The organism is Glycomyces sp. NPDC048151 (assembly GCF_043202775.1).
In the GTDB taxonomy this organism is placed as follows: Bacteria; Actinomycetota; Actinomycetes; order Mycobacteriales; family Micromonosporaceae; genus Glycomyces.
Genome location: NZ_JBIDBB010000005.1, coordinates 278,520 through 294,188 on the forward strand (window position 1 = coordinate 278,520; position 15,669 = coordinate 294,188).

General features: G+C 71.0%; 14 protein-coding genes and 1 pseudogene. 9 read left to right on the plus strand and 6 right to left on the minus strand.

Going from position 1 to position 15,669, the window contains the following annotated elements:
- Positions 1–115: 115 nt before the first annotated feature.
- Both ACGGCP_RS13870 and ACGGCP_RS13875 read right to left on the minus strand, forming a co-directional pair.
- Positions 116–1,240, minus strand: coding sequence for a sensor histidine kinase (locus ACGGCP_RS13870; RefSeq protein ID WP_392965679.1), 1,125 nt, complete (start codon positions 1,238–1,240; stop codon positions 116–118).
- Positions 1,233–1,901 carry a response regulator transcription factor gene (locus tag ACGGCP_RS13875; RefSeq protein ID WP_392965682.1) on the minus strand — a complete coding sequence of 223 codons (669 nt, stop codon included), beginning with the start codon at positions 1,899–1,901 and terminating at the stop codon, positions 1,233–1,235. Before ACGGCP_RS13875 ends, ACGGCP_RS13870 begins: the two co-directional genes overlap by 8 nt.
- Positions 1,902–1,991: 90 nt before the next feature.
- On the opposite strand from ACGGCP_RS13875, the gene ACGGCP_RS13880 reads away from it, so the two are divergent.
- The 5 genes from ACGGCP_RS13880 (at position 1,992) to ACGGCP_RS13900 (ending at position 6,732) form a co-directional block, all read left to right on the plus strand.
- Positions 1,992–2,588 carry a D-alanyl-D-alanine carboxypeptidase family protein gene (locus ACGGCP_RS13880; protein WP_392965683.1) on the plus strand — a complete coding sequence of 199 codons (597 nt, stop codon included), beginning with the start codon at positions 1,992–1,994 and terminating at the stop codon, positions 2,586–2,588.
- Positions 2,589–2,756: 168 nt separating this feature from the next.
- Complete coding sequence (locus ACGGCP_RS13885; RefSeq protein WP_392965686.1) at positions 2,757–4,760, plus strand: OmpL47-type beta-barrel domain-containing protein; 2,004 nt, start codon at positions 2,757–2,759, stop codon at positions 4,758–4,760.
- A 45-nt stretch (positions 4,761–4,805) separates the two neighbouring features.
- Positions 4,806–5,261, plus strand: a complete 456-nt coding sequence (locus tag ACGGCP_RS13890; protein WP_392965688.1) for a VOC family protein — start codon at positions 4,806–4,808, stop codon at positions 5,259–5,261.
- Positions 5,262–5,330: 69 nt separating this feature from the next.
- Complete coding sequence (locus ACGGCP_RS13895; protein WP_392965690.1) at positions 5,331–6,161, plus strand: phosphotransferase enzyme family protein; 831 nt, start codon at positions 5,331–5,333, stop codon at positions 6,159–6,161.
- 157 nt (positions 6,162–6,318) lie between these two features.
- Positions 6,319–6,732 (plus strand): nuclear transport factor 2 family protein, encoded by a 414-nt coding sequence (locus tag ACGGCP_RS13900; protein WP_392965693.1) that lies wholly within the window; start codon positions 6,319–6,321, stop codon positions 6,730–6,732.
- 3 nt (positions 6,733–6,735) lie between these two features.
- Here the strand turns inward: ACGGCP_RS13900 and aztA are convergent.
- Positions 6,736–7,362 (minus strand): annotated as a pseudogene (gene aztA / locus ACGGCP_RS13905) (zinc ABC transporter ATP-binding protein AztA); the annotation flags it as partial.
- A gap of 60 nt (positions 7,363–7,422) precedes the next feature.
- Between aztA and aztB the strand changes: the two are divergent.
- From aztB to aztD, 4 genes are read left to right on the plus strand one after another with little or no spacing between them, the layout of a single operon-like run.
- Complete coding sequence (gene aztB / locus ACGGCP_RS13910; RefSeq protein WP_392965695.1) at positions 7,423–8,418, plus strand: zinc ABC transporter permease AztB; 996 nt, start codon at positions 7,423–7,425, stop codon at positions 8,416–8,418.
- Complete coding sequence (locus tag ACGGCP_RS13915) at positions 8,300–9,430, plus strand: hypothetical protein (protein ID WP_392965697.1); 1,131 nt, start codon at positions 8,300–8,302, stop codon at positions 9,428–9,430. The genes aztB and ACGGCP_RS13915 overlap by 119 nt, the downstream gene beginning before the upstream one ends.
- The gene (gene aztC, locus ACGGCP_RS13920; protein ID WP_392965700.1) at positions 9,424–10,344 is read left to right on the plus strand and encodes a zinc ABC transporter substrate-binding protein AztC; all 921 of its coding nucleotides are present in this window, start codon (positions 9,424–9,426) and stop codon (positions 10,342–10,344) included. The genes ACGGCP_RS13915 and aztC overlap by 7 nt, the downstream gene beginning before the upstream one ends.
- Before the next feature lie 41 nt (positions 10,345–10,385).
- The gene (aztD, locus tag ACGGCP_RS13925; RefSeq protein WP_392965703.1) at positions 10,386–11,537 is read left to right on the plus strand and encodes a zinc metallochaperone AztD; all 1,152 of its coding nucleotides are present in this window, start codon (positions 10,386–10,388) and stop codon (positions 11,535–11,537) included.
- Positions 11,538–11,595: 58 nt separating this feature from the next.
- Here the strand turns inward: aztD and ACGGCP_RS13930 are convergent, their stop codons facing one another.
- From ACGGCP_RS13930 to ACGGCP_RS13940, 3 genes are read right to left on the minus strand one after another with little or no spacing between them, the layout of a single operon-like run.
- Entirely contained in the window at positions 11,596–14,313 is a 2,718-nt protein-coding gene (locus ACGGCP_RS13930; protein ID WP_392965706.1) for a Tat pathway signal sequence domain protein, read from the minus strand.
- Positions 14,310–14,969 (minus strand): DUF1961 family protein, encoded by a 660-nt coding sequence (locus ACGGCP_RS13935; RefSeq protein ID WP_392965707.1) that lies wholly within the window; start codon positions 14,967–14,969, stop codon positions 14,310–14,312. The genes ACGGCP_RS13930 and ACGGCP_RS13935 overlap by 4 nt, the downstream gene beginning before the upstream one ends.
- Positions 14,966–15,667, minus strand: a complete 702-nt coding sequence (locus ACGGCP_RS13940; protein ID WP_392965710.1) for a rhamnogalacturonan acetylesterase — start codon at positions 15,665–15,667, stop codon at positions 14,966–14,968. The genes ACGGCP_RS13935 and ACGGCP_RS13940 overlap by 4 nt, the downstream gene beginning before the upstream one ends.
- Between the last annotated feature and the right edge of the window lie 2 nt (positions 15,668–15,669).

The following is a 15,669-nucleotide window of genomic DNA, read 5'->3' on the forward strand; positions in this document are numbered from 1 at the left end:
CTTCTGTGCAGTGCTGTTCCTTGCCACAGAACAGTTTGCGGTCCTCCACGGCCTCCGCGCGGGAGCACGGGCCGACCGTCCCCGCGTGTCGCGGAATCGGACACGTGCACAGTCGCTACGCGGATTCGGCCGCCGGCAGGCGGACCTCCACGCGTAGGCCGCCCTCTGCGCGGGCCGTGAGAGTGAGCCTGCCGTCGTGGGCGCGGACCACGTTGTCGACGATCGCCAGGCCGAGCCCGACCCCCGCGTGGTCGCTGCGGACCCGCCGCGCTCCGCGCTGGAACGGCTCGGTCAGCGTCGCCACCAGATGCGGCGTGAGCCTCGCCCCGGTGTTCTCGACCGTCAGGGTCACGCCGTCAGGGTCGGATGCGGACTCGATCCACACCACGCCGTCCTCGGTGACGTTGTGCACGATCGCGTTGTGCAGCAAGTTCACCGCCACCTGCAGCAGCAGCGCCGGAGAGCCGGCCGCCGTGGCGACCTTGCCCGACACGCGGACGTCGACGCCGCGCCGCTCCGCGAGGGGGAGCAGCGTCTCGGCGGCCTCCTCGGCGACGAGCGACAGGTCCACCGGCTCGCGGGTGAACGCGCGCTGGCCGCTGCGGCTGAGCAGCAGCAGCGCCTCGGTGAGGTCGATCGCCCTGGCGTTCACGAAATGCAGTCGCTCGATCAGCTCCTCCGAACCCGGCGCGGGGTCGCGCCCGGCCACGTCGAGCAGCGTCTGCATCGTCGCCAGCGGAGTCCGCAGCTCGTGTGAGGCGTTGGCGGCGAACCGCTGGTGCTCGCCCACATGCGCCTCGAGCTGCTCCAGCATCGAGTCGAACGCGTCGGCCAGCTCGCGGAACTCGTCGCGGCGGCCCGGCATCCGGATCCGGTGCGCGAGCTCCCCGCGCGCGGCGACACGGGTCGCCGCGGCGATCTGGTTGAGCGGCTTCAGCATCCGGCCCGCGAGCAGCCAGCCGCCGACGAGCCCGATGACCAGCAGGAAGGCCATCAGGATCGCCGCCTTCGGAGCGAAGGCGCGCCACAGGTCCATGCGGCCGGGGACGAAGAACGTGGGCGGACACCGGCCACCCGTGCCCGGCTCGCACGGCTCGCCGAGGGTGATCGCTTCGCGCGGCACATAGCGCAGCAGGAACAGCCAGATGACCGCGAGCACCAGCACTCCCACGATGAGCAGGAGCGCGGCATAGCTGACGGTGAGCTTGAGCCGGACGCTCGGCCCGGGCCGCCTATCCACGCGCGACTTCGATCCGGTACCCGACCCCCGGCACCGTGGCGATCACCCACGGCTCGCCGAGCCGCTTGCGCAGCGCCGAGACCGTGATGCGCACGGCGTTCGTGAACGGGTCGGCGTGCTCGTCCCACGCCCGCTCCAGCAGGTCCTCGGCGCTCACCACCCCGCCCTCGGCCGCGACCAGGACCTCCAGCACCGCGAACTGCTTCCTCGTGAGCGCCACGTACTTCCCGTCCCGGAAGACCTCCCGCCGGAACGGGTCGAGGCGCAGCCCCGCGAGTTCCCGCACCGGCGGCCGGTGGTGCGCCCGCCTGCGGTCGAGCGCCCTGAGCCGGAGCACGAGTTCCTTGAGCGCGAACGGCTTCGTGAGGTAGTCGTCCGCGCCCAGCTCGAACCCGGAAGCCTTGTCGTCGAGCCGGTCCGCCGCAGTGAGCATCAGGATCGGCATGCCGGTGCCCGACGCCACGATGTGCTCGGCGACCTCGTCGCCCGAAGGCCCGGGGATGTCGCGGTCGAGCACCGCGATGTCGTAGGCGTTCACGCTCAGCAGCTCCAGGGCGGCGTCGCCGTCCCCGGCGATGTCGGCGGCGATGGCCTCCAACCGGAGCCCGTCGCGGATGGCCTCTGCCAGATAGGGTTCGTCCTCGACGATCAGCACACGCATAATGCCCACGATGCTACGGACCCGCGCCTATCGCGGGCATATCGAAAACCGCTAACGCGCTCACAACACCGCCGGGCCTGTACTGGGCGCATGACCCACAGCCTCGCACCTCGCACCATGACCCGCCTGCGCCGGAGCCTCGCCGCCAGCGCGCTGGCCCTGCTCGCGGCGCTCGCCCGGGCTCTCGGCTACCGGCTCCTGCGCGTCCGCGACCGGGGCGCTCTCGGCGTCGCGGACGGGGCGGTCCCGTACCGGACGACGGTCTTCGACGACGCGGTCGCGGGCGTCGCCAACCTCGATCCGGCTCTCCTCGCCGCGCTGCGGCTGGCCGCCGCCGACGCCGCGCGCGAGGGCGTCGTCCTCTACGTCAACAGCGGCTGGCGTTCCCCGGAGTACCAGCGGCAGCTGCGCCGCGAGGCGGTCGCCGAGTACGGCTCGGAGGAGGCCGCCTCCCGCTGGGTGTCCACTCCGGAGACTTCGGCGCACGTCGCCGGGCACGCGGTCGACATCGGTCCGCCCACGGCCGCGGCGTGGCTGTCGGAGCGCGGGGCCGCCTACGGGCTCTGCCGGATCTACCGCAACGAGCCGTGGCACTACGAGCTGCGGCCGGAGGCGGTCGAGCACGGCCCGCCTCCCATGTACGCCAACCCTTCCGAGGATCCGCGGATGCGGCGGCGGGCGGCCTGACCCGGCCGGTCCGGTGACCGCGCCGGGTTTACACAGCCTCAGTAATATGTTACATACTACTGAGTGATATATCACGTGTCACATACCACTGGGCTCGTGACGACCACCCATCCGAAAGGCCGCCCCCGTGCAGCGACATCCCGCAACCCCCGGCAAGGAGCGTGGAAAATGAAGGCGCTCAAGGCAAACCACGGAAGGGCGGCCATCGCCGCCCTGTCCCTCACCGCCGTCCTCATCGGATCCAGTCCGGCCCTCGCGGCCGAGACCGCGATTCCCGTCAGCCCGGACGGCACCGTCACCGCCGACCCCGCCTACGACGGCCCCCAGATCACCGAAGTCCGCGTCATCAACGAAGGCCGCTTCCTCGAGATCTACTGGGACCGCTACGTCGACGAAGAGGCCGCCGTCAGCCCCGCCAACCTCACCCTCCACAATGGCGACAAGTCGATCGAACTCCAGGCCAAACCCGCCACCGGCCCCACCGACACCATCTTCTTCGACAAGGACAACAAGCAGATCGCGGCCACCGCCGCCAACAGCATGGCGCGCCTCCCCGACGACCTCCACCTCTCCAGCGTCGCCTACACCGGCACGATCGACCCGGACCAGCCGCTCACCCTCACCGTCACCGGCTCGAACATCCAAGACGCCCAAGGCAAGACCGCCAAAGACGCCGCCTACACCGGCGTCCCGGTCCTCGACTACTACACGCAGCACGTCACCACCGCCACAGGCATCGACATCAAGGCCGGACCCCGCGTCGACCCCGCCACCCTCGACCTCGCCGCCACACAGGTCGACGTCCAGCTCGGCCGCGACGACAACGGCATCGCCGACACGATGGCCGACTACGGCTGCTCCCTCGCCGTGTACGCCGCCCGCGAGAACGCCTACCTCGTCCCCGAGCACCGCGGCGGCTACGACCCCGAGATGTACGACGTCGAAGGCTACGGCGGCAGCGAGTGGAACAACTGCGTCTCCTCCATCTCCGAACGCAACGTCCTGCGCACCAGAGGAAACGAGAACGACTTCCTCAACACCCGCTACACCAACGAGAACATCCTGATCCACGAGTTCGGCCACGCCGTCCGCCTCGTCGGCATCGAGACCCAGGACGACAAGGCCCTCTCGGACGAGCTCTACGCCGTCTACGAGAACGCCTACAACACCGGCCGCTGGCCCAACACCTACGCCATCGGCAACATCGACGAGTACTTCGCGACCCTCTCGACCGTCTGGTTCGACAACATGGCCGAGAAGCCCGACTGGACCGACGGCGTCCGCAGCCCCATCAACACCAGGGCCGAACTCAAGGAGTACGACCCCGAGGCCTACGCGTTCTTCGCCAAGGTCTACCCCGCCGACCTCACCCTGCCGTCACCATGGGACATCCCCGGACCCGACGTCCACCACGGCGACTACACCGAACCGCCCCAGCTGCCCGAACGCGAGACCGCCGAGGACGTCGACTTCGACACCGACGCCTTCCGCATCGCCACCGACAGCCTCGGCACCGAGTTCCAGATCGACCAGTACGCCGGCGACCCCGATCACCCCGAACGCGACATGGTCGTCTGGGCCAAATGGGGCGGCGGCGTCTGGGACCTCGACTACGCCGACGGGACGTACACGGTCAACGCCGCCGACGGCAGCGGCGTCCTCACCGCCCTCTCCGACACCGAGACCGCTTACGCCGGGCTCGCACCCGACCCCGACGACCCCGCCCAGCGATGGGCCTTCGTCCCGGACACCGCCACCGCGGCCAACCTCTACGACGGCACCCTCGTGAACGCCGCCAACGGCCGCGCGCTGGCCCTGGACGGCCGCGCCGAATCCGGTACCTCCCTCCACCTCGTCGAACCCGGCCAGGGCACACGCTGGCTCCTGGAGGACACCACCCGCACGACCGCTCAGGGCACGGCCGCCTACCTCGTCCCCGAGGCCGACACGACCGCGCCCGAACTCGCCTACGCGTGGAACCGGAACCGCGTGACGTTCGAGGCGACCGACGACGGCTCGGGCGTCGCCTCCATCGAATACCGCGTCAACGGCGGCGCCTGGACCACCTACGACAAGGCGATCCGGGTCCGCCCGTTCGACACCGTCGAGGCCCGCGCCACCGACAACGCCGGGAACACCTCCGGCATCGTCACCGTGACGCGGGGGCATTAGCCGCGAGCGCGGGTCGATGTCGTACCCGTCTGGGATGCTCGGGCCATGGAGATGGACCTGCAAGTGACGATCGACTGCGCCGACCCGCAGCGAATGGTGGCCTTCTGGGCGGAGGCGCTGGGCTATGAGCCCGAGCCTCCGCCCGAGGGCCACGCCACCTGGCGCGCCTACTGGGTGTCCGTGGGCGTACCGGACGACGAGCTGCCGCCCGACGGGGGCGACGTCTGCGATTCGCTCGTCGACCCCGCCGGTCGCGGCCCCAGAGTGTGGTTCCAGCAGGTCCCGGAGCCGAAGACGAGCAAGAACCGCTGGCACTTCGACCTGAAGGTCGGCGGCGGACGCGGCGTCCCCCGCGACGTCCGCAAGGAGCGGGTCACCGCGACCGTGGAACGCCTCGTCAAGGCCGGAGCCACCCTGCAGCGCATCAACGACGACCCGGACTCCGGCCATTACGCCGCCGCCATGAAGGACCCCGAAGGGAACGAGTTCGACATCGTCTGACGCCCGGGAAAACCGATTGCCGTCGCGGCGCGACCGAAGGAGACTGGGCCGCAGACGAAAGGGGCGACGATGGAGACCGCGGCGCGCGAACGGGCGGTGGCCGCCGCTAAGGCGGTCGCCGAGTCCTTCGGCCTCCGCGCCGACGACGCGGTCGTCCTGAACGACTCCAACAAGCTCACGCTGCGGCTCATGCCCTGCGACACGGTCGCCCGCGTCGCACCCCTCGAACACCGTGCCGTGCAGTTCGAGATCGACATCGCGCAGCGGCTCGCCGAGGCCGACTGCCCGGTCGCCGCGCTCGACCCTCGGATCGAGCCGCGCGTCCACACCCGCGACGGCTGCAACATCACCTTCTGGACCCACTACGAGCCCGTCTCCGCCGAGTCCATCCCGCCCGCCGAGTACGCCCGCGCGCTCGGAAAACTCCACACGGGCATGCGAACCATCGACATCGCCGCGCCCCACTTCACCGACAGGGTCGACGAAGCGCAGCAGATCCTCGCCGACCGCCGCATCAGCCCCGACCTCCCCGAACCGGAACGCGCCCTCCTCGCCGACACCCTCGAACGCCTCCGGCGTGCAACCGCCGAGAGCGGCAAAGACCAACTGCTCCACGGCGAACCGCACCCCGGCAACCTCCTCGCCACCGAGCACGGCCCGCTCTTCATCGACTTCGAGACCTGTTGCTACGGCCCCGTCGAATTCGACCTCGCCCACGCCCCCGACGCCCTCGCCGAGCACTACCCGGGCGCCGACCTCGAACTCCTGCACCAGTGCCGCATGCTCATGCTCGCCATGATCATCACGTGGCGCTGGGACAAGGACGACCAGCTCCCGGGCGGCCGCGACCTCGGAGCCGAATGGCTCGACCAGCTCCGAGCCGCACTCGACGCGAACTGACCCACTACGCCGGAAGTCGTACACCGGAACCCGGATAACCCCCTCGGGGTATCCGAAACCGTCGACTGTTGATCGACGCCGACGCCCCCTTCGCACGGCATGCTGGTGGCACCGCCCCGAGACCGCCTGGGCGGCAGCACCATCGGAACGGAGAACCATGAGGCCGCTCGACAGCACCGACCCCGGACAGTTCATCGCCGACTTCTACACCTCGCTCACCCGCGAACTGCTCGGCAGCGACGAGGACGCGGCCCTGGTCGTCGACCGCTTCCACACCCCCGACATCGTCCAGGTCGCCGACGGGCACCGCATCGACCGGCAGAAGCTCATCGACCACACCCGGCCCGTCCGCAAGAACCGGCCCACGATCCGCATGGAAGTCCACGAAGCCGTCGCGGACGGCGACCGCATCGCCGCCCGCTACACCATGCACACCTCTCAGCGCGGCAAGGACTTCGCCACCGTCGTGCACTTCTTCGGCCGATTCGCACCCGACGGGCGCATGAGCGAAGCGCACATGCTCACGCGCGCGGTGACCGACCCGGCAGCCACGGGCGGCGCCTCCCGCTAACTCCGCGAGCCGCCCGTTCGCCAGCGCGATGCGGTGGTCCGCTTCAGCCGCGTCCTCGGGGTCGTGGGTCGCGTGCACCACGGTGACGCCCCGCTCGCGCTCCTCGGCAAGGATGGCGGCGATGACCGTCTTGGCCTCGGCGTCGAGCCCGGTCGTCGGCTCGTCGAGGAGGAGCAGCTCCGCCTGCTGCGCGATCCCCTGCGCCAGGAGGACCCGCTGGCGCTGCCCGCCCGAGAGGGTGCCCAGCCGCCGGTCGGCGAGGTCGGCCACGCCGAGCCGGTCCATGCACTGGTCAACGATCGCCCGGTCCTCCCGGGTGAGCCTTCGCCATGCCCCGCGGTGCGCCCACCGGCCCATGGACACGGTCTGCCGCACGGTCACCGGCAGCGCGTCGGAGACCTCGCTGCGCTGCACCACGAGCGCCGCGCGGCCCGCGTACGTGCGCCGCAGCGTCCCCGACGCCAGCGGGTGCGTCCCGGACAGCACGCCCAGCAGCGTCGACTTGCCTGAGCCGTTGTGCCCGGTGAGGGCGGTCGTGCGACGCCTCGGGATCGCGACGGTCACGTTGTGCAACACGACTGTCGCTCCATGGCGTGCGGTCGCGCCATCAAGTTCGATCACGTTCGACATGTCGTGGATCACTCCGAATCTCATTTGTTATTGCAAATGATTATCACTATAGTTCACGCCGTGGAATGGTTGACCAACCCCTTCGAAGTCGGATTCGTGGCCCGCGCCCTCTGGGGCGGCCTGCTCGTCTCGGCCATATGCGGACTCGCCGGAACCTGGGTCGTCCTGCGCGGCATGGCCTTCATGAGCGACGCCATGTCGCACGGCATGATGCCCGGCGTCGCCGTCGCCGCACTCCTCGGCGGCAACCTCCTCATCGGCGCTGCCCTCAGCGCCCTCGCCATGGCCCTCGGCGTCACCGCCCTCACCCGCAACCGCCGCCTCACCCACGACACCGGCATCGGCCTCCTCTTCGTCGGCATGCTCGCAGTGGGCGTCATCATCGTCTCCCGCTCCCAGTCCTTCGCCGTCGACCTCACCGCCTTCCTCTTCGGCGACGTCCTCGCCGTCAAACCGGCCGACCTCCTCGTCCTCGCCGCCGCGCTCGCAGTCGCACTCGCCCTCACCGTCGCCTGCCACCGGGCCTTCACCGCCCTCGCCTTCGACCGCCGCAAAGCCGCCACCCTCGGCATGCGCCCCGGCCTCGCCCAAGCCCTCATGATCGCCCTCCTCACCCTCGCCATCACCGCGTCCTTCCACGTCGTCGGCACCCTCCTCGTCTTCGGCCTCCTCATCGCCCCGCCAGCGGCGATGACCCTGTGGGCCAACCGGATCCCCGTGATCATGGCCGGCGCGACCCTCCTCGGCGCCGCCGCGACCGCAGGCGGACTCCTCATCTCCTGGCACTACGGGACGGCCGCCGGAGCCACCATCGCCGCGCTCGCCGTCGCCTGCTTCTTCGCCTCCGCACTGGCCGCGCTGGCGCGCGACCGGTTCCCGTTCCGACCCTCCCCCCCTGAAAGGACACTGAATGCCCCGGTCCACCAGAACCCGAGCGGTGGCCGCGCTCAGCGGATGCGCGCTCCTCGCGGGCTGCTCCGCCGGAGCCGACGAACCGGCCGCCGAGCCCTCGCCCACCCCGCACGGCTACGTCGAAGGCGCCGAAGAGGCCGCTGAAGCGCAATGGCGGCTCGTCATCGCCGAAGCCTCCACAGGGGACGTCTACCTCTTCGACCCGGTCACCGAGGAGCCCGCCGCGCTCGCCCGAGTCGACGCGCCGCAGCAGGCGGCCTCCGACGGCCGCTTCGTCTACCTCACGGGCGCAACCGGAACGCATGTCGTCGACAGCGGCGTCTGGACCGTCGACCACGGCGACCACGTGCACTATTACAAGACCGACCCGAGCGACCTCGGCGAACTCGACGGCACCGGCTTCGCCCCGGTCGGCGACCCGGCCGTCACGGTCATGAACGGCGCAGACGGCGCTATGCCGCTCGACCGCGCAGCCCTCGAAGCGGGCGAGATCGAGCCGACCGCCGACCTCACCGCGGAGGTCGCGCTCCCGTACGACAAGCGGCTCCTCGCCGTCGCCGACGGCGCTGTCCAGGTGCTCGGCCGCGACGGCACGGCCGAGACCGAGCTGGCCGAGCCCTGCGCCGGGGCCCGTTCGCCCGCGGTCACCAGCCGCGGCGCGGTCTTCGCGTGCGACGACGGCGCGCTGCTCATCACCGGCGAAGGCGAGCTGACGGCGGAGAAGATCCCGTACCCCGAAGGCGACGGCGTCGAAGGCGGCTTCCACCACCGCCCCGGCACCCCGGTGCTCGCCGCGCGCGCCGCATCCGGCGGCGTGCTCGTCCTCGATGTCAAAGCGCGCCAATGGACCGCGCTCGACACCCCCGAACCGGTCGCGCTCGCCGCGACCGGCGAGGACGCGCCGGTCCTCGTGCTCGCGCAAGACGGCGTGCTGCGCTCCTACGACCCCGCCACGGGCGGCGAACTCGCGCAGACCGAGCTGATGCAGATCAGCGAAGGCGACACGCCGACGATCCAGGTCGACACGGCCCGCGCCTACGTCAACGACCCGACCGGCACGGCCGTCCACGAGATCGACTACCGCGACGACCTGCGCCTGGCCCGCACCTTCGACCTCGACTTCCGGCCCGACACCATGGTGGAGACCGGATGGTAGCCGCACTCACGCGACGCGCACTGGTGTCGCTCCCACTCCTCGCCGTCGCCTCCGCCTGCACCGCAAGCGGTTCCGATCGGTCCGGCATCGTCGTCACCACCAACATCCTCGGCGACCTCGTCCGCAACGTCGTCGGCGACCAGACCGAGGTCACGGTGCTCATGGAGGCCGGGGCCGACCCGCACTCCTTCGGCGTCTCCGCTCAGCAGGCGGCCTCCCTCGAACAGGCGGCGCTCCTGGTGCACAACGGCCTCGGACTCGAAGAGGGCGTGCTCAGCCACGTCGAGGCGGCCGTCGCCGCAGGCGTGCCCGACCTCGCCGTGGGCGAGCTGGTCGACCCGATCGACTACACCTCCGACGAGTCCGCCGGGCAGCCCGACCCTCACTTCTGGACGGACCCCGTGCGTGTCGGCGAGGCCGTCGACATCATCGCCGAGCAGGTGGTCGAGCACGTCCCGGGCATCGACGCCGACGAGGTCAGGGCCAGCGCCGAGGCCTACCGGGCGCAGGTCGACCAGGTGCACGCGACCACTGCCGAGCAGTTCGGCCGCATCCCCGCCGAGCACCGCAAGCTCGTCACCAACCACCACGTCTTCGGCTACCTGGCGCAGCGCTACGACTTCGAGGTCATCGGCGCGGTCATCCCGAGCGGGACCACGCTGGCCTCGCCCAGCAGCTCCGACCTGAAGTCCCTGGCCGACGCCGTCGCCGCCTCCGGCGTGCCCGTGGTGTTCGCGGACTCCTCGCAGCCCGAACGGCTCATCGAGGCCATGGCCGAGGAGACCGGCCTCGACATCGCGATCATCCCGCTGTTCACCGAATCGCTCTCCGAGCCCGGCCAAGGCGCCGGGACCTACCTCGAGATGGCCGCGAGCAACGCCGAGGCGATCGCCGAAGCGCTCGCGCCGCAATGACCGACGCCCTTCCCGTCAATCCCCGAGAAATAAGGATGCACATGAGAACCCGCACACTATGGGTGCCCACCCTCCTCGCCACCGGCCTCGTACTCGCCGCATGCGGCGGGCCGGCCGAGGAGTCCTCCGAAGACGACCGACCGGCCATCGAGGTCGCCGACCCCGTGGTCGTCACGTACGACGGCGGCCTCTACGTACTCGACGGCAACACCCTCGAAGTCAAGCAGGACATCCCCTTGGAGGGCTTCAACCGGATCAACGCCGCGGGCGACGGGCAGCACGTCCTCGTCTCGACTTCGACCGGCTTCCGCGTCCTGGACGCGACCGCCGCGGCACTCTCCGAAGACGAGTTCGCCGCCGCCGAACCCGGCCACGTGGTCGACCACGCGGGCACGACCGTGCTCTTCGCCGACGGCAGCGGCGAAGTCACGCTCTTCGACCCGCAGGACCTCGGCGACGGCCTGCCCGAGGCCGAGACCTACACCACCGCCGAACCGCACCACGGCGTCGCGGTCGAGCTGGCGAACGGCGAGCTGGTGGTGACCCTCGGCAACGAGGAGACCCGCAGCGGCGCACTGGTGCTCGACGCCGAACGCAACGAGATCGCCCGCAGCGAGGAATGCCCGGGCGTGCACGGGGAGTCGGCCGCCGCGAACGAGACGATCGTCCTCGGCTGCGAGAACGGCGTCCTGGTCTACCGCGACGGGGCGTTCACCAAGATCGCCAGCGCCGACGAGTACGGCCGCACCGGCAACACGCGCGGGCACGAGGACTCGCCGTACGTCCTCGGCGACTACAAGGTCGACCCTGAGGCCGAACTGGAACGCCCCGAACGGATCTCGATCATCAACACCGAGACTGCCGAGATGACGCTGCTCGACCTGGGCACCAGCTACAGCTTCCGCTCGCTGGCCCGCGGCCCGCAGGGCGAGGGCCTGGTGCTCGGCACCGACGGCGCGCTCCACGTCATCGACATGGCCGGAGCGGCGGTCACACAGTCGATCCCGGTCGTCGGCGCGTGGGAGGAGCCGATCGAGTGGCAGGAGGCCCGTCCGACGGTCTTCGTGCGCGGCGGCACGGTCTACGTGACCGAGCCGGCGACCTCGAAGATCTTCGCCGTCGACCTCGCCTCCGGCACGGTCGCCGCCGAGGCGGAGCTTCCCAGCCCGGCGAACGAGCTGACCGGCGTCTGACCGGCGCGAACCCGGCCCGCCGCGAGCACCGCACCTGGCGCTCGCGGCGGGCCGCTCGCTATCCGGACTCGGCGAGCCTGTGGCCGATGAGGGCGAGGTTCTGGATCGTGGCGAGGCCGCACTGGGCGGCGTCGTTGGTGGAGAGGGTGCGGGCTTCGTCCACTGGGGAGAGCACATGGGGCGGGAGGATGCGGACCGCCTGGAACGCCTCCTCTCCCATGAACTCGCCTCCGGCGAAGTAGGCCCGCCAGGCGTGGTCGGCGAGGGTGGCGCTGCCGGTCCGGTCGGCGGCGTAGGCCGTGAGCCGGGAGTGGGCCTGCTCGAGGTGGATGCCCGAGGGCGCTTCGCCGAGCTCGGCCCGCTGCTCTTCCGGCGAGGCGAGGTAGAGGCGACAGTACTGGAGCCAGGCCTCGCGGAATCCAGGCGCGTCGACCTGCCCGGCGTCGATGAGCGCCACGAGTTCGCTGCAGACCTCGACCAGGCCGAACACGGCCGAGAGGTGCGAGACGTTGACGCGGTCGCGGGCCGTGTCGAAGCGGCCCGTGTCGAGGTCGTAGAGCGCCTCGCCGGTAAAGAAGCCGCGGGGGAGCGAGCCGATGTCGCGCATCGTCCCTATGAGACGGTCGAGCGAGTGCTCATTGCCGGTGATCTCCCAGTCCGCCAACCAGGTCGCGGCCAGCGCGCTCCAGTCGGTGCCGAGGCCCACGGCGAGCGCGCGGCGCTCGGGCTTGTAGGTGGCGGCGTCGGCGCGGACCTTGCGGGTGGGGTCGAGGGCGAGGAACGTGGCGTCGGAGTCGCGCAGCTCCAGCATCAGGTCGCGGGTGTGCTCGTCCCCGGTGAGGAAGTAGTGGCAGCGGCGGTAGGCGGGTGTCGAGATGCGCAGTTGCTTTGCGCTGCAACCCCAGTGCTGCACATTGTGGCGGGTGCCCAGGCCTCGCCAGGGGCCGGCGTGGTAGACGTCCACGTCCCCGGTGTGGCGGGTCATGCGCTCGGCGAGGCGGAAGACGTCGGCTCTGCCGGTGCGCAGGAACGAGGTCCAGAGCCACAGGTCGGGGGAGAGCTCGGAGTTGTCCCACGCGTAGCCGCCGATGTCGTAGCGCCAGGTGTGGCGGTCGGCGTCGTAGGCGTGCATGACGTCGCCGAAGTTCCAGAACCCGTACCAGGAGCGCTGGTCGACTTGGTCCACATAGAAGTCGAGGAGGAAGTCGAGCCGGTCTTCGAGGGCGGCGCGTCCGCCGGTGCGGTCGGGGAGGTCCCAGTCGCCGAGGACGCGGGCGGCGTGCAGCGCTTCGGGTGCGGGCACGAGCTGCGGCCGGACGGCGGTGCCGCGTGCGATGCGGGCCAGTTCCTCGACGGGCGGTGTCGCGGCGAACGGTGTCACGGTGAGTTCGTGGGTGCGGCCGATGCCGTGGGCGGTGCCGAAGCCGGGTTCGTAGTCCTCGTAGGTGATCTCGAGGGCGTCGAGCTGGTCGGCGTAGTCCTCCTGGCCGAGGCCGTCGTGGTAGAACCGCAGGTCCATGGGGGCGGCGTCGGGGGACCAGAGCCAGCTGGTGAGGGTGGCGGCTTCGGTGTCGGCCGAGCGGATGTCGAGGCCGGTCGGGTGCGACTGCCAGAAGCCGGTGAGGCCGACGGCGAGTCCGCCGGAGGGGTCGCCGAGGTACGCGAGGCCGTCCGAGCGGGTGCCCTGGGCGATGTCGATCCACGGCCGGTCGGCAGTCGTTCGCTTGTGGAGGGTGAAGCCGTTGGCGTTCAGCTGGCGCAGTGAGTAGTCGGCCCAGGTGGGGATCCACTTGGAGAGGCGTTCGACGTCTGCGGCCCACTCGGGCGGCGGCGGTGTGGCCCTGCCGTCGAGCTGCGCGGCGCGCACTTCGGGTCCGGGGTCGCGGCGGAGGCCGGTGAGGCCGCGCACGGCTTCGCGCAGGAAGCCGCCTTCGGCTCCGGCGATGCGGACGTGCCGGTCGTGCGGGGCCGCGCGGAGCGGCACGGTGAAGGCGAGGCCGAGCGAGGTGAGGAAGTCGCGCTCGGGGTCGCCGTCCCAGACGAAGGAGTGCACGAGCCGGAAGGTCGGGGCCCCGGCGGCGAAGATCAGGCGCACGGTGAACGGCAGCCATTCGCGGCCGGTCGTGTCGCGGTGGATGCCGGTGAGGCGCACGACGGCGCGCAGCGGGCCGGCCTGTTCGACGGCGCGGCCGGTGACGTGGCCGGTGGCCTCGATCCGGTCGGGCGCGGCGGGCTCGGGGCGGGACTGGCGGCTGGAGACGAGGCGGCCGGATGAGGCGACCTCGGTGCCTTGGATCTCGATGGAGCCGATGAGGTCGGGGCCGGTGCCGGGAATGAGGACGCGGCAGGCGCCGGTGTCGACGGTGAGGCCGGTGTGGGCGGTGCCAGCGGCGTCGGCGGTCACCGTCACCCGGGGTCGGGCGTGTTGCGATTGAGCTGCCCCCGAATCAATGGTGCCCGAGGGGTGTGACACTGCAGTCGAGGCGGAGGCGAAAGCCGCATCGGAAGTATTGGCGGCGTTGACGACTCGGTATCCGTTGGCGGGTTCGTGGTCGGCGGCGAGGGCGATTCCTGCCCACTTCACGCTGCCGTCCGGCCAGGTCGCGAGCGGCCAGGTCTGGGCGGGCACCGTATTGCCCGCTTCGTTGAGGACCGCCAATCGGCCCGGGTCGGTGACGGCTCCCGCCACCAGTGGCACGCCGCAGGTGACGCCGCCGAGGGTGAGGTCTGGCGCGGCGTCGTCGAGCCAGCGCAGAGGAATGTCGACAGTGGTCACGACAGCTCCTTGACTTCCAGGTTGCGGTAGTGGGCCTTGAGCGGTGACATCTGGCGGAAGCCGATCCTTCCGGCTCCCAGCGGCTCCGGGTCATGAAAGGCGAACAGCTCCAGCTCGTCGATCGCGAAGCGCACCTCAGCGCCGAGCTTGCGGACGCTGACCCGGTAGTGCCCGTCGGCGTCCTCCGGCCCGGGCAGCGGGTCCGCGCCCTGTGCGACGAGCTGGAAGCCGGGGCTCTTGCGGAGGTTGCACGTGCGGAACCGGCGCTCGGTCGGCCACTTGCGGCGCAGGTACGAGACGTGCAAGGTCGCGATGTCACCCGAGTGGTACTGCGGGTAGTAGCCGGTGCGCGGCGCGAGCGACGGGTCGAGGAGGTCGCGCCCGCCGGTCCCCGTGGCGGCGAAGAAGAGCATCGCGAGGCCTTCGCCGCCGATCGGCTTGAAGTCCCAGGAGATCTCGACGTCCGCCGGGAAGACCTCCGGGCACCAGTACGTGAAGTGCGCGTGGTCGCCGCGCCCGGCGGCGGCCAGCGCGGTCTCGTTCGCGGTGCTGGCGAGCACCAGGCCGCCGTCCCGGTGCGCCGCGCCGACGGGGCCTTCGGCGATCCAGCCGTCGAGGTCCGAAGGCGCGGCGAGCGGGTTGCGGTACGGGGTCACTTGCGGACCATCTCCAGTCCCGCCGGGACGTCGCCGCTGCCTTCGCCATTGAGTGCCAGGAGCGCCTGGGCGACGAAGCGGGCCACGGCGGCGGCTCCGGCGGTCGTGTAGTGGGTGTTGTCCTTCTTGAGGTCGGCGCTGACCTCGATGTCCCGGTCGGCGGCGGCGCCGTGGACGAAGAGCGATGCCGATTCGCCTTCGCCGAGCCACGTGTAGAGCCAGCGGGTGAACACATTGAGGTCGATGACCGGGACGTCGAGGTCGTGCCCGAGACGGCGGACCTCGGCCGGGTACGGGCCGTGCGAGTACCGCAGGGCCCCTTCGGCGTCGAACATGCGCCGTTCGACGCTGGTGGTGAGCACGGGCCGCGCGCCGGCGGCGCGGACCTCTTCGATGAAGGCGGTGAGCCGCTCCCGGTAGCCGCCTTCGGCGGCGAGGGTCTCGGGTTCCTTCTGGTCGTTGTGGCCGAATCCGAAGACGACGGTGTCGCCGGGCTGGAGCGCGTCGGTGACGAGCTTCCAGTTGCCCTGTTCGCGGAAGCTGCGCGTGGTCGCGCCGCCGAAGGCGCGGTTGACGACCGGCTCGGTGAGGAACGCGGCGAGTTCGTCGCCCCAGCCGAGGAGCGGCAGCTCCGCGTGGCCGGAGGTCGCGCCGTCGTCGGTGGGGGCGAGGGTGGAGTCGCCTGCGAGGTGGATCATGG

Excerpts from the sequence above, each read along its gene's own strand:
- ACGGCP_RS13890 (WP_392965688.1), top strand. The coding sequence starts at position 4,806 with ATGGAGATGGACCTGCAAGTGACGATCGACTGCGCCGACCCGCAGCGA.
- ACGGCP_RS13900 (WP_392965693.1), top strand. The coding sequence starts at position 6,319 with ATGAGGCCGCTCGACAGCACCGACCCCGGACAGTTCATCGCCGACTTC.
- aztC (WP_392965700.1), top strand. The coding sequence starts at position 9,424 with ATGGTAGCCGCACTCACGCGACGCGCACTGGTGTCGCTCCCACTCCTC.
- aztD (WP_392965703.1), top strand. The coding sequence starts at position 10,386 with ATGAGAACCCGCACACTATGGGTGCCCACCCTCCTCGCCACCGGCCTC.
- ACGGCP_RS13880 (WP_392965683.1), top strand. The coding sequence starts at position 1,992 with ATGACCCACAGCCTCGCACCTCGCACCATGACCCGCCTGCGCCGGAGC.
- ACGGCP_RS13875 (WP_392965682.1), bottom strand. The coding sequence starts at position 1,901 with ATGCGTGTGCTGATCGTCGAGGACGAACCCTATCTGGCAGAGGCCATC.
- ACGGCP_RS13895 (WP_392965690.1), top strand. The coding sequence starts at position 5,331 with ATGGAGACCGCGGCGCGCGAACGGGCGGTGGCCGCCGCTAAGGCGGTC.
- ACGGCP_RS13885 (WP_392965686.1), top strand. The coding sequence starts at position 2,757 with ATGAAGGCGCTCAAGGCAAACCACGGAAGGGCGGCCATCGCCGCCCTG.
- ACGGCP_RS13940 (WP_392965710.1), bottom strand. The coding sequence starts at position 15,667 with ATGATCCACCTCGCAGGCGACTCCACCCTCGCCCCCACCGACGACGGC.